Here is an 18,555-nt window from a genome sequence, read left to right as displayed (position 1 = left end):
GGCGCTGCCAACCGGCATCTGTCAGAGCACGGTGAGAGACTTTCTTAATGCGGCTGTATCGGGACCGAGCGGTGGTGCTGCGCCAGCACAAGCTCGGCGAGGCCGACCGGATCGTCACGCTGCTCACCCGTGACAACGGGTTGGTGCGCGCGGTGGCCAAGGGGGTGCGGCGCACCCGCAGCAAGTTCGGGGCGCGGCTGGAGCCGTTCGCGCACATCGACGTTCAGTTGCATCCCGGTCGCAACCTCGACATCGTCACCCAGGTGCAGGCCATCGACGCGTTCGCCACCGACATCGTCAACGACTACGGCCGGTACACCTGCGCGTGTGCGGTGCTTGAGACCGCGGAGCGGCTGGCGGGGGAGGAGCGGGCCCCGGTGCCCGCGCTGCACCGACTCACCGTGGCCGCGCTGCGGGCGGTGGCCGACGGCAGCCGCCCCCGCGAACTGGTCCTCGATGCTTATCTGTTGCGCGCCATGGGAATTGCGGGCTGGGCGCCTGCGCTGACCGAATGCGCCCGCTGCGCCACACCCGGTCCGCATCGGGCGTTCCACGTCGCGGCCGGGGGCAGCGTGTGCGTGCACTGCAGGCCGTCGGGGTCGGCTACCCCACCGCAAGGCGTGCTCGACCTGATGGCTGCGCTCTACGACGGCGACTGGGAGCATGCGCAAGCGTCGACGCCGTCATACCGCAGCCAGGCCAGCGGGTTGGTGGCCGCGCATCTGCAATGGCATCTGGAACGTCAGTTGCGGACGTTGCCGCTGGTCGAACGGGGCTACCGGGTAGATCGCACACTCGCTGAGCATCGCGTATCGGTGTTCGGGCAGGATGTCAGCCATGGCGTTGAAGAGGGGCAAGGAGACCTACCCGCAGCTTCCCCCGGCGTCTGACGACTATCCGACGTTTCCCGACAAGTCGACGTGGCCGGTGGTGTTCCCGGATCTGCCGCCGCATACCAACGGCAGGTTCGCCCGGCCACCGCAGCACACCTCGAAGGCCGCCGCCCCTCAGATTCCCGCCGACCAGGTGCCCAACCACGTCGCCGTCGTGATGGACGGCAACGGGCGGTGGGCGACGCAACGCGGACTGCACCGCACCGAGGGGCACAAGATGGGTGAGGCGGTGCTCATCGACATCACCTGCGGAGCCATCGAGATCGGGATCAAGCACCTGACGGTGTACGCGTTCTCCACGGAGAACTGGAAGCGCAGCACCGAAGAGGTGCGGTTCCTGATGGGCTTCAATCGCGAGGTGGTCCGCAGGCGCCGCGAGAACCTCAACGACATGGGCGTCAACATGCGTTGGGTCGGCTCACGCCCGCGGATGTGGCGCAGCGTCATCAAGGAGTTCGACATCGCCGAGCAGATGACGGTCGGCAACGACGTCATCACCATCAATTACTGCGTGAATTACGGCGGGCGCACCGAAATCGTCGAGGCCGCCCGCGAGCTGGCCCAGGAAGCGGCCGACGGTAAGATCAACCCGAACCGGATCAGTGAGGCGATGTTTGCCAAGCATCTGCATCGCGACGACATCCCCGACGTCGACCTGTTCATCCGCACGTCGGGGGAGCAGCGCGCCAGCAACTTCCTGCTGTGGCAGGCCGCCTACGCCGAATACGTCTTCCAGGACAAGCTGTGGCCCGACTACGACCGCCGCGACCTGTGGGAGGCGTGCGAGGAGTACGTGAACCGCAACCGCAGATTCGGGCGGGCGTGATGGCGCTGCAGCAGCGGTTGGCGACCGTTCTGGACGACGTGCTGTCGATCCAGCAGGAGGACGACGGGGCCCTCACCGTCCGCCATGAGGACACCATCGCTTCGCTGCGTGTGGTGACGATCGCCGAGGGTCTGGACATGGTGTCGCTGACTCAGATCTTGGCGTGGGATCTGCCGGTGGACGCGAAGGTTCGCAACTCCGTCGCAAGGCATGCGCGCAACACGCTGCTCGGCACGGTGTCGCTGGTCGAGAAAAGCGCTGGCGCCAAAGGTAATTCGAAGAAGGCCGGCGATGTGCTGCTGCGCTACAACTTCCCGGGAGCCGGGTTGGCGGACGAGGCGCTGCGCACGCTGATCCTGTTGGTGCTTGCCACGGGCGTCGACATTCGCCGCGACCTAGTCGGATAGGTACGTTTCGCGACCTAGTCCGACAGCGCCGCGCGCAGATCTGTTGCCCCGGAGACGATGTCGTCGTCATCGGTGTACTCCGGCAATATCGTCAGCAGTCGCAGTAGCCCCGACCGCGCGGCCTCGTCTCCGCGCAGCAGGCGCACCGCCCCGTCGTTGGACAGCGCATTGACGATCAGGAAGACCCCGTTGTCCCACAGGTCGGGGCGCAGCCGGGTCAGCCATGGCAGGCTGCGGGTGAGGTAGTGCCGCAGCGCGGCGACCAGAAACCGGATGTCATCGCCGTTCGGCCGCAGGTGGCTGTTGTAGTTGGACAGCAGCAGCCGGGCCAGTTGTGGGTCGGTGGCGGGATCTTCGAAGACTTCCAGTGCGGCGGGCGATCCGCGCAATCGCGTCGCCACCGCAGTGAAACTCTTCGCGACGACGGTGTCGGCCTCCGACGCGGCGAGCGACTCCAGCAGCGGGCCCGCATCGCGGTCGTCGAGAGCGAGGAGTGCCTTGGCGGCGGCCAGTTTTCGCGCCCGCTCGGCACCGTCGAGGCTGCTGCGCAGCCGCCCGGCCAGGTCGGTACGGCGGGCTTGTCCGGCGGCATCGGCAAGCTCGGCGCTCAGCGGCCCACCCTGATGTGCGGCCTCGTCGAGATCGGTGTCGCTGACCACCACGCTGACGCCGGCGCTGTTGAACGCCTCGTAGATCACCGCGACGTGGCGGAGCAGGAACCGCAGATGCCGAAGATCTCGATGGTGTGGCTGACATCGGAGAAGCCGTGCTCGCGCGCCACTTCGCTCGCCCACGCCTCGACGTTGCCGCCCTGGATCTCGACCGTCGAACCGCAGGCACGGCAGACCAGGTGGTGATGGTGATCGTCGGAGCAGCGCCGGTAGACAGACTCGCCGGTGTCGGTGCGCAGCGTGTCGACCAGACCGTTGGCCGCCATCGACTGCAGCGTGCGGTAGACGGTGGTCAGGCCGATGCCTTCGCCGCGGCGGCGCAGTTCGTCGTGCAGTTCCTGAGCCGAACGGAAGTCGTCGAGTTTCTCCAACAGCGCGGAGATCGCCGCGCGCTGCCGGGTGGCCCGCAACCCGGTCGCACTCACTGGCTGCCCTCGGCCGCGTGCGTGACTGCGGCGACGACGATGTCGGCCAGATGGTGATCCGCCAGCCGATACATCACCTCTCGGCCAGACCGCTCGCCCGCCACCACACCTGCGGACTTCAGAATCCGCAGGTGCTGGCTGACCAGCGGTTGCGGCACTGCCAGCGCGTCGACCAGTTCGTGCACACAGCGCGCCGACTCACGCAGTTGCAGGACTATCGCAATCCGCACGGGCGCGGCCAAGGCCCGCAAGAGGTCGCCTGCGGTGTCGAGGACGTCGCGTGCGGGGAGGTCTGGCAGCGGTGCGCCGCCGTGGTCGTGCACCGCCGAACCGGTCAAAGTGGAAACGGTTTTCATTATGCCGTCAGAATACATGCGCGACCGCGCATGTCAACGAGGACGGACCGGTCGCTAAGGTTGTTGGCCGTGGCTCAGTCTTCGTCGATCATCGACACCATCGCCAACCTGGCCAAGCGTCGTGGCCTCGTCTACCAATCCGGCGAGATCTACGGCGGGACCAAGTCTGCTTGGGACTACGGCCCTTTGGGCGTCGAGCTCAAGGAGAACATCAAGCGCCAGTGGTGGCGGTCCGTGGTCACCGGCCGCGACGACGTCGTGGGCCTCGACAGCGCGATCATCCTGCCGCGCGAGGTGTGGGTGGCCTCCGGTCACGTCGAGGTGTTCAACGACCCGCTGGTCGAATGCCTGAACTGCCACAAGCGCCATCGGCAGGACCACATGCAGGAGGCCTACGCCGCGAAGAAGAACCTCGATGATCCGGAGTCGGTTCCGATGTCGGAGATCGTCTGCCCGGACTGCGGCACCAAGGGGCAGTGGACCGAGCCGCGCGACTTCAACATGATGCTGAAGACCTACCTCGGTCCGATCGAGACCGAAGAAGGTCTGCACTACCTGCGGCCCGAGACCGCGCAGGGCATCTTCGTCAACTTCGCCAATGTGGTCACCACTGCGCGGCGCAAGCCGCCGTTCGGCATCGGCCAGATCGGCAAGAGCTTCCGCAACGAAATCACCCCCGGCAATTTCATCTTCCGCACCCGCGAGTTCGAGCAGATGGAGATGGAGTTCTTCGTCGAACCGGACTCCGCGCCGGAATGGCATCAGTACTGGATCGACACCCGGCTGCAGTGGTACATCGACCTGGGCATCGACGCCGATAACCTGCGGTTGTACGAGCATCCGAAGGACAAGCTGTCGCATTACTCCGACCGCACGGTCGACATCGAGTACAAGTTCGGCTTCCAGGGCAACCCGTGGGGTGAACTCGAGGGCGTCGCCAACCGGACGAACTTCGACTTGTCAACGCACACAAAGCATTCCGGGGTGGATCTGTCGTTCTATGACCAGGCCACCGACACTCGCTACGTGCCCTACGTGATCGAGCCGGCGGCGGGGCTGACCCGATCGCTGATGGCATTCCTCGTCGACGCCTACGCAGAAGACGCGGCACCCAATGCCAAGGGCGGCGTTGACAAGCGCACGGTGCTCCGCCTTGACCCCCGACTGTCGCCGGTCAAGGCGGCGGTGCTTCCGCTGTCCCGGCACGCCGATCTGTCCCCGAAGGCGCGCGATCTCGCCGCCGAACTCCGCAAGTGCTGGAACGTCGAGTTCGACGACGCGGGGGCGATCGGAAGGCGCTACCGCCGTCAGGACGAGATCGGCACGCCGTTCTGCGTGACGGTCGACTTCGACACTCTCGAGGATCAGGCGGTGACGATTCGCGAGCGCGACGCCATGACGCAGGATCGCGTCGCCCTCGATGGGGTGAGCGACTACCTGGCTGCTCGGCTGAAGGGCTGCTAGATCGCGTAGCGGCAGTGGGCTAGCCGGTCGAGTCGGCTCAGCCCCGAGGAAAGGTCGTCGGCCAGCGGCAACTGATGCTCGGGATCACAGATCGACAGCAGGCGCCGGACTGCGGCACTGCCGACGATGATCCAATCCACATCGCCGCGCGCGCAGTAGACACTGATGTAGTACAACGCCGTGTAGGCCTGGGTGCCGAAGAAGTCGACGGCGCGCAGGTCGAGGACGAGTTGTTTGGACAAGTGGATCTGGCGCTCGATGTAGCGCCCGAGTTCGCGGGCGTTCACGGCGTCGACGTCTCCGAGCACGGCAACCGCCGCCCGGGTGGATGACGGATGGCGCACGGCGAAGGTCGCCCTGCCGCAGCGTTGTGCGTCGTCGATGGGTGCCGTCTTCGGACGGTGCGTGCGCAGGGCTGTGACTGTCATCACAGGCGAACCTAGTACGGATTCCGTAGCCGATTGTGAAGTTCAGAGAACTCTCATGAAGCCGTTACTAGCTGGACATTTAACGAATCTTCGCCGTTGGGCAGCGTTGCTGCGGACCCGGTGGATGTTGCTAGGCGACGAATTCAGTAGCGGCATATCCGGGGCTGTAGCCTGAGCACCTGCTCACGGGTGATAGCTAGATCGACGAGCCGTTTGCCGCCTCCCTATGGTCAAGGGGTGACGATCCCCTACGACGAAGCGCTGCGGCACCTGATCCGGGCACGCCTGACAGCACACGACCGGCGCACCGTGACCGACCCGACCAAGCGGCACGCGGCCGTCGCCATCGTCCTCGTCGATTCGGAGGTGGGTGAGGACCGGGTCGATCCGGTCGGAGCCGCCGACTTCATCGCGGATCTGCTCATGGAGGCGGGCCTCGACGGGCGGATGGTCGACGTGTCCGGCGGGGCGGCGTTCCTTCTGTGCCGTCGAGCGATTCGGCTCAACTCTCATTCCGCGCAGTGGGCGCTGCCGGGCGGTCGCGTGGACCCCGGCGAATCCGCGGTCGAAGCCGCGCTGCGGGAACTCGAGGAGGAGGTGGGTGTCGGGCTGCCCGAGTCGGCGGTGCTGGGCCTGCTCGACGACTACCCGACGCGGTCGGGCTATGTGATCACGCCGGTGGTGGTGTGGGGCGGCGGCCGACTCGACCTTCGGCCCGCCCCCGACGAGGTGGCGGCGGTCTACCGAGTGGGACTACACCAACTGCAGCGTGAGGACTCGCCGCGGTTCATCACGATTCCGGAGAGCACGCGGCCCGTCGTGCAGATCCCATTGGGAAATGACCTGATTCATGCGCCGACCGGTGCGGTGCTGCTGCAACTGCGATGGCTGTGTTTGGAAGGTCGCGACGATCCGGTCGCAGGCCTCGAACAACCCGTGTTCGCCTGGAAGTAGTCAGAAGCGCCCGCCCGCCGTGTAGCCGCCACCTGAGGACCCCGACGACCCGCCGAACGACGTCGAACTCCAGCCACCACCCATGCTGCCGCCGATGCCGCCGCGCAGCGCACCGGACAGGATGTTGCCGATGATGATGCCGCCGAGGACGGCGCCCATGTTCGAACCGCTGGTCTGGCCGTACTGCCCGGTGTAGGAGCGTTGCGCGGCACGCACATCGGCGTTGGCGAGGTCCTGCGCCTGCGCCGCGAGCACCGAGGCGCCGTTCGCGTTGGCGATGGCCTCATTCAGGTTGACGGACCTCTTGTCTTGGGCGGCCTGTAGTTGCCGCACCGCCTCGGCGAGCCGGGTACGTGCCTCGGGTCCGATGCTGCCGCGCCGGGTGTCGATGTAATCGGAGACCCCGCGGACCCGGGATTGCGCGATGAACAGCGCTTGGTCGAACGCGCGGCTGAGCCGCTCGGTGGCCTCGCGTTCCTCGGCGATGTTGGCCAGCAGGCGGTCCAGTTCGGCGTCGGCCTGTGTCAGCTTGGTGAACGCGCCCAACGGATCTGCGCCGCCCGTGCGCTGCGCCTCGGCGACCGCGGTGACCGCGGCATCGCGGGCAGCGCTCAGCTCGGCCGCATGTGTGGTCTTCTCCTGGACGAGGATCGTTCCCGCTTGGTCGATTCCGTTCTGGATGTCGGTGACGACAGCTGGGAGGTTGGCCACCGCGCGGGTGATATCGGTGCCCGCGCTGTCGATGGCATCGAGCAATGTGCGGGCCTGGCCCAGCGCCGACTCGGCCGCCCGGATGGAGTCGACGAGGCCGGTCTGCCGACCGACGGGACGCGCCACCAGCGTGCGGGCATTGGTGATGTTCTGGTCGGCGAATTCCAGCCGCTGCTTGGCGGTTTCGACATTTCCCGCCACCGACGCCAGCGCGGTATCGGAGAACTGGTTGTGCAGCGTTGCGAGTGCCTGCTCCGACGGGCCGATCCGGGCGGTCACGTCGACCATCTGCTGGGTCAGCGTGTCGAGCCGCGACGGCGCGTTGATCACCAGGTCGCGCAATTGCTCGAACGACTCGCGGCGGGCGTCGAGTTCACGGTCCGCCTTGGCCGCCGCGACGATGACCCGGGTCAACAGGTCGCGTCGCTGCTGCGCGGACTCGGGAACGGCATCGTCGAGAATCTGTCGCACGTTGAACGCCTGAGCCAGAGTGGTCTTGGCGTTGGTGACCGCGGTCTGGAAAGGTGCCGTCTCCGCGCGCCCGAATTCCTCGACTGCCAAACCCAATTCGTTGTCACTGGTGCGCACGGCGTTGTCGACGTCGACGACGATCGACTTGGACAGCTCGTCGAGGGCATCGAGTGGGACGGCGGCCAGGGCGCTCGGGTCGGTGGGATCGACCCGTCGCGCTGCGGCGAACTCGGCTTCTCGGCGCTTGCGTTTGCGACGCCGAAGCCACAGCCACACGACCACAACCGCAAGCGCCAACACCGCCAGTGCCACCAAAAAGCCGAACCAGGAGATGTCCGCCGACGCCGGGGGACCGAGACTCTGCGCCGCCGCAATCGCCGCAGCGCCCCAATCTCCCTGGCGCAGAGCGGGTTCGATCTGATTACGGCGCAGCTCGTCGGCCGTGCTGCGGCTGAAGCTGGACGGCACATGGAACGCATACGCACGGTCGACGGTCGCCACGGCGAGCACCGCGTCGTCGTCGGCGTTGATGCCGCTGGCGCGGATGGTGGCATCGGTCCAACTGACGGCGTCCTGCCCGGAGAACGCGTCGACGTAGACCACCCACAGCCGGATGCGCTTCTCGTTGTACAGCTTGTCGACCGCCTGTTGCACGTCGCTGAATTCCGAACCGCTGAGCGCATTCGCGCTGTCGTTCACATAACTGGGCAGCCGAAACGGCGGCTGACCGCTTGCCGTGGGCGCCAGCAAAGCGCCGAGGATCATGGCCGCGACGACGAGGCCGAGCAAACGGGCGATGCGCATGGTCGTCAATGTAGTACTGGCAGACTATCCGTCGGTGACTGCGAATGGAGATCCGTACGGCGAGTTCGACCGCGAGCGTCTGGTGGTCGAACCGCCGAAGGGTGCCGCGCTCCCCGGCACCGACGCCGAACACCGCACCGACTTCGCGCGCGACCGGGCCCGCGTGCTGCACAGCGCGGCGTTGCGTCGGCTGGCTGACAAGACCCAGGTCGTCGGGCCGAGGCAGAGCGAGACACCGCGTACCAGGTTGACCCACTCGCTGGAGGTGGCGCAGATCGGTCGCGGCATGGCCATCGGGCTCGGCTGCGACCCCGACCTCGTCGACATGGCCGGGCTGGCCCACGACATCGGCCATCCGCCCTACGGCCACAACGGCGAACGCGCCCTCGACGAACTCGCGGCCGAGCACGGCGGCTTCGAAGGCAATGCGCAGAACTTCCGCATCCTGACCCGGCTTGAGCCGAAAGTCCTTGACTCGCAAGGCCGCAGCGCTGGTCTGAACCTGACACGAGCCGGGCTCGATGCGGTGACCAAGTACCCGTGGCGCCGCGGCAACGACAAGGGCAAGTTCGGCTTCTACAGCGACGACGGCGCCGCGGCCGACTGGGTGCGGTCGGGGAGCCCCGAGGGCAGGCCATGCCTGGAAGCCCAGGTGATGGATTGGGCCGACGACGTGGCCTACTCGGTGCACGACGTGGAGGACGGCGTGGTTTCGGGCCGCATCGACATGAGGGTGCTGTCCGACGACGACGCGGCCGCGGTGCTTGGGCGTCTCGGCGAATCGCACGGGATGGGGGCGGGCCTGCGGGCCGAGGATCTGGTGGCCGCGGCCGAGCGACTGTCGGCGCTGCCGATCGTCTCGGTCGTCGGAAAATACGACGGCACGCTCGCGGCGTCGGTCGCCCTGAAACGGGTGACCAGCGAGCTCGTCGGCCGGTTCGCATCCGCCGCCATCGCCGCAACCCGTCGGGACTACGGGCCGGGTCCGTTGGTGCGCTACCAGGCCGAGTTGCGGGTGCCCGATCTGGTGCGCGCCGAGGTCACGGTGCTCAAGATCCTGGCCCTGCAGTTCATCATGTCCGATCCGCGCCACCTCGAATTGCAGGCCAGGCAGCGAGAGCGGATCCATCGCGTCGCGAGGTGGGTGCTTGCCGGCGCACCGGCCACGCTCGACCCGATCTTCGTGCCGGCCTTCAACGACGCCGACGACGACGGCGCGCGGCTGCGGGTGATCATCGACCAGGTCGCGTCGTTCACGGAAGGCCGATTGGAGCGCCTCGAGCCCGCTCTAGACTGAGCCGGTGGCCGGCCGGATTCCTGATCGCGATATCGCCGCCATTCGTGAACGCATCCGCATCGAGGACGTCGTGGGCGACTACGTGCAGTTGCGGCGCGCCGGCGCGGATTCGCTGAAAGGGCTGTGTCCGTTCCACGACGAGAAGTCGCCGTCGTTTCACGTCCGACCCAATCACGGGCACTTCCACTGCTTCGGCTGCGGCGAGGGGGGCGACGTCTACGCATTCGTCCAGAAGATCGAACACGTCAGCTTCGTGGAGGCCGTGGAACTGCTCGCCGACCGGGTCGGCTACACCGTCACCTACACGGGCGGATCGGCGACGAAGGTGCAGCGCGACCGCGGCAGCCGCAGCAGGCTGCTTGCCGCCAACGCCGCCGCGCAGGAGTTCTACGCCGAGGCGCTGCATTCCGACGAAGCCGCGCCCGCGCGGCAGTATCTGCTCGACCGCAACTTCGACATGCAGGCAGCGGTCCATTTCGGTTGTGGCTTCGCCCCGTCGGGCTGGGACTCGCTGACAAAACACCTGCTGCGCAAGGGATTCGAGTTCAAGGAACTCGAAGCTGCGGGGTTGTCGCGGGAAGGCCGGCGCGGGCCGATGGACCGCTTCCACCGTCGCCTGCTCTGGCCGATCAGGGCGAGCAGCAGTGAGGTCATCGGTTTCGGTGCGCGACGCATCTTCGACGACGACACGATGGAAGCCAAGTACATCAACACCCCGGAGACGGTGCTTTACAAGAAGTCGTCGGTGCTGTTCGGACTCGACCTGGCCAAACGTGACATTGCTAAAGGACATCAGGCCGTGGTGGTGGAGGGCTACACCGATGTGATGGCTATGCACCTGGCCGGGGTCACCACCGCGGTGGCTTCGTGCGGCACCGCGTTCGGCGACGAACACCTGTCGATGCTGCGCCGACTCATGATGGACGACAACTTCTTTCGCGGCGAACTGATCTACGTGTTCGACGGCGATGCCGCCGGGCGCGCCGCGGCGGTCAAGGCATTCGAGGGTGAACAAAACCTCGCCGGTCAGTCGTTCGTCGCGGTGGCCGACGACGGGATGGACCCGTGCGATCTGCGGTTGAAGTCCGGGGACGGCGCGCTTCGGGACCTGGTGGCGCGGCGGACGCCGTTGTTCGAGTTCGCGGTCCGCACCGCGCTCGCCGAACACGATCTCGACAGCGCCGAGGGTCGGGTCAACGCGTTGCGGCAATGCGTGCCGATGGTGGCGCGGATCAAAGACGGCATGCTGCGCGACGAGTACGCCCGCCGGTTGGCCGGATGGGTCGGCTGGGCGAACGAGGCTCAGGTGATCGGCCGAGTCCGCGAAGAGGCGCAGAAGCGCGGCATGCCTGCCAAGGGCAGGCGTCGCGCCGAGGTGTCGCAGCCGCGCGAGCCTCGCACCCAGAGCGCGGCCACCACGCGGCCGGATCCGGCCGATCCCACGCTGTGGCCACAGCGCGAGGCCCTCAAATCCGCGTTGCAATACCCCGCGATGGCGGGACCGGTCTTCGACTCGCTGACGGTGGACAGCTTCACCCATCCCGGCTACACGGCGGTCCGCACGGCCATCGAGGCGGCGGGCGGGGCCTCGGCGGGCCTGGCCGGCGCGCAGTGGATCGAGGCGGTGCGCGAGCAGACGGCGACGCCCGCGGGCGCGAGCCTGGTCAACGAGCTGGGCGTCGAGTCCATCAATGTGGATGACGACGAGAAACTGCCGCGGTATATCGGCGGGGTGCTGGCCCGGCTGCAGGAAGTGTGGGTCGGGCGTCAGATCGCCGAGGTCAAGTCCAAATTGCAGCGGATGTCGCCGGTCGAGCAGGGCGACGAGTACCACGCCCTGTTCGGTGATCTGGTCGCGATGGAGGCCTATCGGCGCAGCCTGCTCGAACAGGCCAGCGGCGACGACCTTACTGCGTGAACACGCTAAGCAGGTTATGGTGGATGGGCTGTCGGGGACTGTGTGGAGAGGATGGCTTGTGTCAAACCTTAACCGGCTGATCGCGGGTGCTTTCGTGGCCGCGGCGGTGGCCGTTCCGCTCTGTGCCGCGACAGTGACCTCCGAGAGCTCCGACAGCACGCAGGTCACCGCGTCCCCGCCCTGCCTGGCGTGGTTCGGCAACAAAGAGGACGGCAAGTGCCTGTCGTACTCCAACGGCCAGCCGGTTTTCGCCGGTACGCCGGACTGGGGGATTTACGGCCCGAACGCCGGAAGCAACCCTGGGGGGGGCATCGGGTTCAGCACAGGGCCGCTGCTGCCGTCGCAGACCTGGACGCAGCCGATCGGCTAGCTAGCCGTCCTTCTTGGCCATCGCCTCCGGCTGCAACACGTCGGTCTGGGAGTCGATGGGCGTCAGCTTGACCATTGTCGGATCGGGCGACACCCGGTACGCGATCTTTCGGCGTCCCGCGTCGATCACGGCCTTGGCGGCCGGGCTCTCGGTGACCGCTTTGTAGGTTCCGGTGATCTGCTCATAACGGCGACGGCCCGCTTTCGAACCCAATACATAGCCGACAGCCAATACGACGAGATACCGGATCACAGGGCCCCTCCCGGTCGACGGTGCATTGCGTCCATCCTGCCTCACTTGGCTGTGTATGGCCGGGCCGGGATCGTATTGGCGGCCCGACCCGCGGGTACGCTACAGTCTTGGTTCGCGGCGCAGTCCGCGCGAGGCACGCAGTCCCCTGTAGCTCAATTGGCAGAGCATTCGGCTGTTAACCGAAGGGTTGCTGGTTCGAGTCCAGCCGGGGGAGCCACGATTTCTCATTTGGCCGTCGTCGTCGGATCCCTACCTATATGCGACCACCGAAGCAGGGACTGATGTCGAACATGCCGTCGCAGACAAACCATTGGGTCGGGGCTGGCGGGTTGATCGACGGCCCCGATGGCACGTTAGGCGTCGACCCAGCAGGATGCGTCGATTCATTCGGCGGATGCGGTGGAGGGCACTGTCCGTCTTCACATTGATTCGGCCGCGCCGAGGCGATGCCGGCGGCCTCGACGGACGCGCCAGCGATGGCCCCGAATGCGGCCGTAGCGATGAGAATTGAAGGGACGGTGCGCCGCAACCGGCTCGAACCCGCGATACTGTTGGTCATTTCTTCTCCTGAGGTGTGATTGCGTCACCCGGGTTGGGCGGCTGGTAGTCGTCAATAGTCGCGATCGCACAGGTGGTTTCGTAATCCCCGGCAAGCCAGATTTCACTTCCGACGAGGAAGGATTTGCTACCCGCCGGGTTAGGGCGTGGCGCGATGTGCTTGCGTGGTCAACGGCGTCAATGCATTTGTGCCTGAATGCTTTCGTCGTTGATCATCGCGGGGCGATAATCGATGCGGCGGCGAACGGTTCGACTGATCCGGGTGCTGCACTTCGCGGTTCCCGAACCGGCCACGCGTGTCGCGGCCGACGTAATAGCACGCACAAAGGGGGAACTGAATGTCAGCGCAAGAAAACAAAGAACTCGTCCAGCGTGGTTACGATGCCTTTGCCGCAGGCGACATGCAAACGTTGATGGATCTGTTCGACGATGACATCGAGTGGGTGCAACCGGGCGACAGCACGGTCAGCGGCACCTTCCACGGCAAAACCGAAGTGATGGAGCACATGCAGCGGTTGGCCGAAAAGGCGCCGACCGTAACGGTCAAGAGGCTCATCGCCGAAGACGACGTCGTCGTAGCCATCACTGACGTAACGGCTGAGGGCCAATCCGGCGAGGACGCCGACGTGATGACAATCCGTGACGGCAAGACAGTCCGGATGGAAGTACACGGCGACACCGCGCTCCTGGAGCGGGTCTACGGCAAGAAGCAGCTCGCCACTGGATAACCGCGTCACGCAAGCTTTTTGGGCCGGCAGACAGCCGTCGCATGGCCCACCGTATGGTTGTGGCCATGCGACCCTCCCGGCTGATCGCCGTTTTCTTAGCCTGCCTGTTCATCGCCGGTTGTGGGGCCGACCAGCAGTCGTCGTCACCAACCACTACGCCCGGTTGCACTCCGGCCGACGGGCCCACCGACGATACGGTGTCGGCCGAGATCGCCAAGCTGCCCGCGGCGCCATGGATCGAGGTCGTCAGAGGGCACACCGACGACTGCAGCCTGCACTGGGTTGCCGTCACATCGGGCGATGCGTCAGACAGCCCCGGACAGGTGTTGTTCTTCGACCGCAAGACACCGCTGGGCACCGCGACCCCGGATCCGCGGCCCTACGTCACTATCAGCGCCTCGGATGGCGACATTGCGGCGGTGCAATACAAATGGCGGCAAGGCCAGGACCCCGCCTGCTGTCCGAGCGGTGCCGCCACGGTTCGCTTCAAGGTCCAAGACGGAAAACTCAAGGCGCTCGACCCGATTCCCGCTCAATAGCCACCCGCCACCGACATGTTTACGTGCCGGCGATGTTCTCGGGATGCAGCATCTCGGCGTAGCGCAACTGCTCGGGAATGCCGAAGCCGTCGACGAGCACTTCCGCGTACGGCCGCAGGGTGCGGCAGCGTTCGTTGATGCCGCGGGTGACAGCCTTCGCGCGTTCGGTCGACAGGAACTGGTGCTCGATGAACCAGGCCTTGTCGTCCTCGATCACCGACAAGGCATACAGGTCGCACACCATATCGAGGATCTTGCGGGCCTCTTCGTCCTCACATGATTCGATGCCTGCGACGAACGCCTCGAGGATGATCCGGTCGATGTGTGCCGATGCGGCGTGAAGGACGTGGTCCTGCACCGCGTTGAACGCGTCGAATTCGCTCATCTCCTTGGACTTGCCCCGAAGCCGGCGCGCGACCGTCGCGATCATGTACTCCTCGCGGTCTTCGAACATCTTGACCTGGGTGCCGCGGTTGAACAGGCTGCCTTCTTCCTCGTTGTCCTGCCGCGTGTCGAGGATTCGCTGCATGATCGTCTCTGCCGCAGTGCGTTTGAGCACCCGTTCGCCCGCGAAGTTGGCGGCGAAGCGGACCCACTCCACAGGGCTCATGCCCTTGATGTCGTCGGCGTAGGCGGTCAGCAGTTCCTTGGCCACCAACTGGGTGAGCACGTGGTTGTCGCCTTCGAACGTGGTGAACACATCAGAGTCGGCCTTGAGTGCGATGAGCCGGTTCTCGGCGAGATACCCTGCGCCGCCGCATGCTTCGCGGGCTTCCTGGATGGCCCGGGTGGCGTGCCAGGTGTTGGCGGCCTTCAACCCGGCGGCGCGTGACTCCAGTTCGCGTTGCTCCTCGCGATCGGGGTCGTCGGCGGTCTGCAATTCGTGCGTCTTGGCCACCAATTCGTTCTGCGCGAACTGCAGCGCGTACGACTTCGCGATGAGCGGGAACAGCCGGCGCTGATGCACGAGGTAGTCCATCAGCAGCACCTCGTTGTCATCGCCGGGTGCCTGGAACTGCCTGCGCTGCAACGCGTATCGGGTCGCGATGTCGAGCGCGACCCGCGCTGCCGCACCGGCGCTGCCACCGACCGTGACGCGGCCGCGGATCAGTGTGCCCAGCATCGTGAAGAAGCGGCGGTTGGGGTTCTCGATCGGTGAACTGTAGGTGCCGTCCTGCGCCACGTCGGCATACTTGTTCAGCAAATTCTCCCGAGGGATGCGCACGTGGTCGAACTGGATGCGGCCGTTGTCCACACCCGGCAACCCGCCCTTGTAGTGGCAGTCCCCGGTCGTCACACCCGGCAGGTCGTTGCCTTCCTCGTCGCGGATCGGCACCACGAAGCAGTGCACGCCGTGGCGTTCGCCGTCGGGCGTGATCAATTGCGCGAATACCGCTGCCACGGTTGCCGTCTCGGCGGCACCACCGATGTAATCCTTGCGTGCGGACGGGGTGGGGGAGTCGATGACGAACTCCTGCGTGGACGGGTCATAGGTGGCCGTCGTCTCCAGCGACTGCACATCGCTGCCGTGACCGGTCTCGGTCATGGCGAAGCAGCCGAGCAGGTCGAGGTTGATGATCCGCGGTACGTACGCCTCGTGGTGGCGCTCGGTGCCGAGGTTCTCGATGGCCCCGCCGAACAGGCCCCACTGCACGCCGGCCTTGACCATCAGCGACAGGTCCGACATCGCCAGCATCTCGATCCGGGTGACGGCGGCCGCGACGTCACCGTTGCCGCCGTGCTCCTTCTTGAATCCGTCTTCGGCGGCGCCGTGGGCCGCCATGATCTTCATCTGCTCCATCGCCTTGGTGCGCGCGATGACGGTGTTGGGTGTGTAGTGCGGTCGGAACACCTCGTTGGCGAGTTCTTCGCGCATTCTGTTCTTCACATCGCGCCAACGGCCGTCCAGCGTGTTGCGTAGATGCTCCGCAGTGGTGGTCATATTCAGACGGTAGCCCCTCGGGCCCCTGGGCAAACTGTGATGTGAGAAACCTAGGCAAACCTAGCTAGACCTGCGCAAACCTGGTGGCGTTGAATCGTTCCCATGACGGACTCCAACGAGGCGCCGGTATCGCCGACCGGCATGCCGCACGTTCCGCACCACCGACACTCGGATGTGTCGGGCGGGTGGTTGCGCGCCGCGACGTTCGGCGCGATGGACGGGCTGGTGAGCAACACCGCCCTGATCGCCGGTGTGGGCGCGGCGGCCGATGCGCACGCCGTGGTCATCAGTGGTTTCGCCGGCCTGGTCGCCGGCGCGTTCTCCATGGCACTTGGCGAGTACACCTCCGTCACCACCGCCAACGAGCAACTCGACGCCGAGGTACGGATGGAGCGTCGCGCGCTGAGCAAGCACCCAGAGGCCGAAGAGACCGAACTGGTCTGGATGCTCGTCGAGATGGGCATGAGTCCGGAAACCGCGGAGAAGGCGTCCGAGGAGATTCACCGCGACGAGACGCGCGCGTTGAACGTGCATGTGGCACAGGAACTGGGCGTCCACCCCGACGAAAAGCCGTCGCCATGGGTCGCGGCAGGCTCCAGTTTCGTCACGTTCGCGATCGGCGCCATCGTGCCGCTGATCCCGTACTTCCTCGGCTTCCAAGCACTGTGGCTCGGTCTGCTGTTCGGCGGCATCGGATTGCTGGTCGCCGGGGGCGTTGCGGCCCGGTTCACCAAGAAGGCGCTGTGGTTTGCGTCGTTGCGTCAGTTGGTGTTCGGCATGGTGGCGATCGCCGCGACGTACCTAGTCGGGCATCTCGTCGGAACGGTCGTCTGAGTCAGCTGTCGCTGCCGATCGTGATGGCCTCTGCCTGCTCGACCGTCTCGTCGATCTGCGACTCCTCGACGTCTATGCCTGCCAGGTGCCGTCGGGACGCGAACAGCACGCCCGCACCCACCAACACGGCTGCGGCGCCGACCCAGAACGGCAGATGCGCACTGACCCGCTCGCCGAGCACACCGGCCAGCCACGGCGCCAGTGCGGCGCCGGCGAACCGGACGAAACTGTAGGCGGCCGAAGCCACCCCGCGTTCGACCGGCGCTGCCTTCATCACGGTCTCGGTGATCAGCGTGTTGTTGATGCCGATGAACAGACCCGCGACCACCACACAGGTCGCCAGCACGGCCTTGTTGTCGGTGCCCACCGCCATCACGGCCAGTGTCGCGGTCATCGCGAGCAGGTTGACGACCAGCGTCGGCACAGTGCCGAAGCGATGTTGCAAGCGAGGCGCGACGACCACCGACGTGAACGCCAGTGCAAGACCCCAGCCGAAGAAGATCAGCCCGATCTCGTGCGCGCCCATGTCGAGCGGGAACGGCGTGAACGCCAGCAGCGTGAAGAAGCCGAAGTTGTACAGCAGCGCGGTGATTGCGACGCCGAGCAGGCCCCGATGCCGCAGTGCGCGGAACGGATCGGCCAGCGTGGTGGCGCGCTGCGCGCGCGGTGTGGACGGCAGCAGGAACGCGGTGACGATCAACGCGAGGGCCATCAACACCGATACCCCGAAGAACGGGCCGCGCCAGGAGATGGAGCCGAGGACGCCGCCGACCAACGGCCCCACCGCGATGCCGAGGCCGAGCGCGGCCTCGTAAAGGATGATCGCCTGAGCGACGGAGCCACGCGCGGATCCGACGATGGTGGCCAGCGCGGTGGCGATGAACAGCGCGTTGCCCAGGCCCCAAAGCGCACGCCAGCCAACGATTTCCAGCACGGTGTCGGACAGGCCTGCCAGCCCGGCGCCCGCGATGATGATCACCAGGCCGATCAGCAGCGTGTGTTTCGGGCCGATGCGGCTGGCCACCACCCCGGTGATGAGCATGGCGACGCCCATCACCGCCATGTAGCTGGTGAACAACAGCGACACCTGTGATGGCGAGGCGTTCAGGTTGTCGGCGATCGGCTTGAGGATGGGGTCGACCAGACCGATGCCCATGAACGCCACGACGGACGCGAAGGCAACGGCCCAAACAGCCTTGGGTTGGCGCCACATGAGGTGCAGCTACTCCTTTTCCGCTTTTCCGTTATTTCTTCGTTGGGGTCGGGGCGGCCGCATCCTCGAGTAGGCCACACATCACCCGCACAGCGTCGGTGAGCGTTTGCCGTTCGGCGGCATCGAGCCGCTCGAGGTACGGATCGATGGCCGCACCGCGGTCGAGACGTACCTGCCGGAGCGTGTCGACGCCCTTCGGCGTGATCCGGATGAGCACCGCCCGCGCATCGCCGGGATCGACGGTGCGCGAGACCAGGCCCGCGTCTTCGAGCCGGCGGACCTGGGTGGTCATCGTCGGCTGCGAGCAGTGGTCGAGCGCGGCCAGGTCCGATATCCGGGTCGCGCCCTGATCCTCGATCGTCGACAGCAGCCGCGCTTGGGCGTACCCCAGCGGGAGGCGAACCCGTTGGGTGGCCAGTCGGTTGATCCTGGCCACCACGGACAGCAGATCGGCTCCGAGCGTCGAGGACATGCCTTCGAGATTACATAGGTTT

At 66.2% G+C, this 18,555-nt stretch carries 20 protein-coding genes and 1 tRNA gene; 12 read left to right on the top strand and 9 right to left on the bottom strand.

All coding sequences use genetic code 11. The features are described 5' to 3' along the window. Positions 1–47: 47 nt before the first annotated feature. Genes recO through ACGFK1_RS16725 form a run of 3 tightly spaced genes read left to right on the top strand, consistent with a single transcriptional unit; the run spans position 48 to position 2,126 of the window. Positions 48–890: a DNA repair protein RecO gene (gene recO / locus ACGFK1_RS16735; RefSeq protein WP_393431084.1), complete on the top strand. Its 843-nt coding sequence runs from the start codon at positions 48–50 to the stop codon at positions 888–890. Beyond that, on the top strand, positions 829–1,719 hold the full coding sequence (locus tag ACGFK1_RS16730; RefSeq protein ID WP_393431081.1) for a decaprenyl diphosphate synthase: 891 nt from the start codon (positions 829–831) through the stop codon (positions 1,717–1,719). Before recO ends, ACGFK1_RS16730 begins: the two co-directional genes overlap by 62 nt. Next, positions 1,719–2,126 (top strand): hypothetical protein, encoded by a 408-nt coding sequence (locus ACGFK1_RS16725; RefSeq protein ID WP_393431079.1) that lies wholly within the window; start codon positions 1,719–1,721, stop codon positions 2,124–2,126. The genes ACGFK1_RS16730 and ACGFK1_RS16725 overlap by 1 nt, the downstream gene beginning before the upstream one ends. A 14-nt stretch (positions 2,127–2,140) precedes the next feature. Here ACGFK1_RS16725 and ACGFK1_RS16720 read toward each other — a convergent pair whose 3' ends face one another. The 3 genes from ACGFK1_RS16720 to ACGFK1_RS16710 are packed head-to-tail and all read right to left on the bottom strand — an operon-like array spanning position 2,141 to position 3,578. Next, positions 2,141–2,824 (bottom strand): hypothetical protein, encoded by a 684-nt coding sequence (locus ACGFK1_RS16720; protein ID WP_393431076.1) that lies wholly within the window; start codon positions 2,822–2,824, stop codon positions 2,141–2,143. After that, positions 2,821–3,222: a Fur family transcriptional regulator gene (locus ACGFK1_RS16715; protein ID WP_393431073.1), complete on the bottom strand. Its 402-nt coding sequence runs from the start codon at positions 3,220–3,222 to the stop codon at positions 2,821–2,823. Before ACGFK1_RS16715 ends, ACGFK1_RS16720 begins: the two co-directional genes overlap by 4 nt. Continuing rightward, complete coding sequence (locus tag ACGFK1_RS16710; protein ID WP_393431070.1) at positions 3,219–3,578, bottom strand: ArsR/SmtB family transcription factor; 360 nt, start codon at positions 3,576–3,578, stop codon at positions 3,219–3,221. Before ACGFK1_RS16710 ends, ACGFK1_RS16715 begins: the two co-directional genes overlap by 4 nt. A 30-nt stretch (positions 3,579–3,608) precedes the next feature. Between ACGFK1_RS16710 and ACGFK1_RS16705 the strand changes: the two genes are divergently transcribed. Continuing rightward, positions 3,609–5,042: a glycine--tRNA ligase gene (locus ACGFK1_RS16705; protein ID WP_393431067.1), complete on the top strand. Its 1,434-nt coding sequence runs from the start codon at positions 3,609–3,611 to the stop codon at positions 5,040–5,042. Here the strand turns inward: ACGFK1_RS16705 and ACGFK1_RS16700 are convergent. Further along, on the bottom strand, positions 5,039–5,470 hold the full coding sequence (locus ACGFK1_RS16700) for an STAS domain-containing protein (RefSeq protein WP_393431064.1): 432 nt from the start codon (positions 5,468–5,470) through the stop codon (positions 5,039–5,041). The genes ACGFK1_RS16705 and ACGFK1_RS16700 overlap by 4 nt on opposite strands. A 237-nt stretch (positions 5,471–5,707) precedes the next feature. Between ACGFK1_RS16700 and ACGFK1_RS16695 the strand changes: the two genes are divergently transcribed. Continuing rightward, the gene (locus ACGFK1_RS16695) at positions 5,708–6,424 is read left to right on the top strand and encodes an NUDIX hydrolase (protein ID WP_393431061.1); all 717 of its coding nucleotides are present in this window, start codon (positions 5,708–5,710) and stop codon (positions 6,422–6,424) included. Here the strand turns inward: ACGFK1_RS16695 and ACGFK1_RS16690 are convergent, their stop codons facing one another. Beyond that, a complete protein-coding gene (locus ACGFK1_RS16690; protein WP_393431058.1) occupies positions 6,425–8,410 on the bottom strand; it encodes a TPM domain-containing protein in 1,986 nt (661 codons plus the stop codon). Here ACGFK1_RS16690 and ACGFK1_RS16685 point away from each other — a divergent pair. From ACGFK1_RS16685 to ACGFK1_RS16675, 3 genes are read left to right on the top strand one after another with little or no spacing between them, the layout of a single operon-like run. Then, positions 8,409–9,707 (top strand): deoxyguanosinetriphosphate triphosphohydrolase, encoded by a 1,299-nt coding sequence (locus ACGFK1_RS16685; RefSeq protein ID WP_393431055.1) that lies wholly within the window; start codon positions 8,409–8,411, stop codon positions 9,705–9,707. The two genes, ACGFK1_RS16690 and ACGFK1_RS16685, sit on opposite strands and share 2 nt — an antisense overlap. Positions 9,708–9,711: 4 nt before the next feature. After that, the gene (gene dnaG, locus ACGFK1_RS16680; RefSeq protein WP_393431052.1) at positions 9,712–11,625 is read left to right on the top strand and encodes a DNA primase; all 1,914 of its coding nucleotides are present in this window, start codon (positions 9,712–9,714) and stop codon (positions 11,623–11,625) included. 16 nt (positions 11,626–11,641) lie between these two features. Then, positions 11,642–11,995 (top strand): hypothetical protein, encoded by a 354-nt coding sequence (locus tag ACGFK1_RS16675; protein WP_393431049.1) that lies wholly within the window; start codon positions 11,642–11,644, stop codon positions 11,993–11,995. Here ACGFK1_RS16675 and ACGFK1_RS16670 read toward each other — a convergent pair whose 3' ends face one another. Then, complete coding sequence (locus ACGFK1_RS16670) at positions 11,996–12,247, bottom strand: hypothetical protein (protein ID WP_393431046.1); 252 nt, start codon at positions 12,245–12,247, stop codon at positions 11,996–11,998. A 141-nt stretch (positions 12,248–12,388) separates the two neighbouring features. Between ACGFK1_RS16670 and ACGFK1_RS16665 the strand changes: the two genes are divergently transcribed. From ACGFK1_RS16665 to ACGFK1_RS16655, 3 genes are all read left to right on the top strand, one after another. Beyond that, positions 12,389–12,464 (top strand) — tRNA-Asn (locus tag ACGFK1_RS16665). A 679-nt stretch (positions 12,465–13,143) separates the two neighbouring features. After that, complete coding sequence (locus ACGFK1_RS16660; protein WP_393431043.1) at positions 13,144–13,533, top strand: nuclear transport factor 2 family protein; 390 nt, start codon at positions 13,144–13,146, stop codon at positions 13,531–13,533. 65 nt (positions 13,534–13,598) lie between these two features. After that, the gene (locus tag ACGFK1_RS16655) at positions 13,599–14,072 is read left to right on the top strand and encodes an LppP/LprE family lipoprotein (RefSeq protein ID WP_393431040.1); all 474 of its coding nucleotides are present in this window, start codon (positions 13,599–13,601) and stop codon (positions 14,070–14,072) included. A gap of 19 nt (positions 14,073–14,091) precedes the next feature. On the opposite strand, the gene ACGFK1_RS16650 is transcribed toward ACGFK1_RS16655, so the two are convergent. Then, positions 14,092–16,014 (bottom strand): acyl-CoA dehydrogenase, encoded by a 1,923-nt coding sequence (locus tag ACGFK1_RS16650; protein WP_393431037.1) that lies wholly within the window; start codon positions 16,012–16,014, stop codon positions 14,092–14,094. Between the two features lie 102 nt (positions 16,015–16,116). Between ACGFK1_RS16650 and ACGFK1_RS16645 the strand changes: the two genes are divergently transcribed. Next, positions 16,117–16,848, top strand: a complete 732-nt coding sequence (locus ACGFK1_RS16645) for a VIT1/CCC1 transporter family protein (protein WP_393431035.1) — start codon at positions 16,117–16,119, stop codon at positions 16,846–16,848. 1 nt (position 16,849) lies between these two features. Here ACGFK1_RS16645 and ACGFK1_RS16640 read toward each other — a convergent pair whose 3' ends face one another. Then, positions 16,850–18,061 carry an MFS transporter gene (locus ACGFK1_RS16640; RefSeq protein WP_393431033.1) on the bottom strand — a complete coding sequence of 404 codons (1,212 nt, stop codon included), beginning with the start codon at positions 18,059–18,061 and terminating at the stop codon, positions 16,850–16,852. 31 nt (positions 18,062–18,092) lie between these two features. Next, positions 18,093–18,533: a MarR family winged helix-turn-helix transcriptional regulator gene (locus ACGFK1_RS16635; RefSeq protein WP_393431030.1), complete on the bottom strand. Its 441-nt coding sequence runs from the start codon at positions 18,531–18,533 to the stop codon at positions 18,093–18,095. Positions 18,534–18,555: the final 22 nt, after the last annotated feature.

This window comes from Mycobacterium sp. NPDC048908 (genome assembly GCF_043197955.1).
Lineage (GTDB): Bacteria > Actinomycetota > Actinomycetes > Mycobacteriales > Mycobacteriaceae > Mycobacterium.
The sequence above is the reverse complement of the archived record's forward strand: the minus strand, read 5'-3'. Positions and strand labels throughout refer to the sequence as shown.

What these genes read in the sequence shown, in the direction of transcription:
- ACGFK1_RS16730 (WP_393431081.1), top strand. Translation starts at nt 829, where the DNA reads ATGTCAGCCATGGCGTTGAAGAGGGGCAAGGAGACCTACCCGCAGCTT.
- ACGFK1_RS16700 (WP_393431064.1), bottom strand. Translation starts at nt 5,470, where the DNA reads ATGACAGTCACAGCCCTGCGCACGCACCGTCCGAAGACGGCACCCATC.
- ACGFK1_RS16725 (WP_393431079.1), top strand. Translation starts at nt 1,719, where the DNA reads ATGGCGCTGCAGCAGCGGTTGGCGACCGTTCTGGACGACGTGCTGTCG.
- ACGFK1_RS16675 (WP_393431049.1), top strand. Translation starts at nt 11,642, where the DNA reads ATGGTGGATGGGCTGTCGGGGACTGTGTGGAGAGGATGGCTTGTGTCA.
- ACGFK1_RS16690 (WP_393431058.1), bottom strand. Translation starts at nt 8,410, where the DNA reads ATGCGCATCGCCCGTTTGCTCGGCCTCGTCGTCGCGGCCATGATCCTC.
- ACGFK1_RS16635 (WP_393431030.1), bottom strand. Translation starts at nt 18,533, where the DNA reads ATGTCCTCGACGCTCGGAGCCGATCTGCTGTCCGTGGTGGCCAGGATC.
- ACGFK1_RS16685 (WP_393431055.1), top strand. Translation starts at nt 8,409, where the DNA reads ATGGTCGTCAATGTAGTACTGGCAGACTATCCGTCGGTGACTGCGAAT.
- ACGFK1_RS16710 (WP_393431070.1), bottom strand. Translation starts at nt 3,578, where the DNA reads ATGAAAACCGTTTCCACTTTGACCGGTTCGGCGGTGCACGACCACGGC.
- ACGFK1_RS16645 (WP_393431035.1), top strand. Translation starts at nt 16,117, where the DNA reads ATGACGGACTCCAACGAGGCGCCGGTATCGCCGACCGGCATGCCGCAC.
- ACGFK1_RS16640 (WP_393431033.1), bottom strand. Translation starts at nt 18,061, where the DNA reads ATGTGGCGCCAACCCAAGGCTGTTTGGGCCGTTGCCTTCGCGTCCGTC.
- ACGFK1_RS16650 (WP_393431037.1), bottom strand. Translation starts at nt 16,014, where the DNA reads ATGACCACCACTGCGGAGCATCTACGCAACACGCTGGACGGCCGTTGG.
- ACGFK1_RS16660 (WP_393431043.1), top strand. Translation starts at nt 13,144, where the DNA reads ATGTCAGCGCAAGAAAACAAAGAACTCGTCCAGCGTGGTTACGATGCC.
- ACGFK1_RS16705 (WP_393431067.1), top strand. Translation starts at nt 3,609, where the DNA reads ATGTCAACGAGGACGGACCGGTCGCTAAGGTTGTTGGCCGTGGCTCAG.
- recO (WP_393431084.1), top strand. Translation starts at nt 48, where the DNA reads ATGCGGCTGTATCGGGACCGAGCGGTGGTGCTGCGCCAGCACAAGCTC.
- ACGFK1_RS16655 (WP_393431040.1), top strand. Translation starts at nt 13,599, where the DNA reads ATGCGACCCTCCCGGCTGATCGCCGTTTTCTTAGCCTGCCTGTTCATC.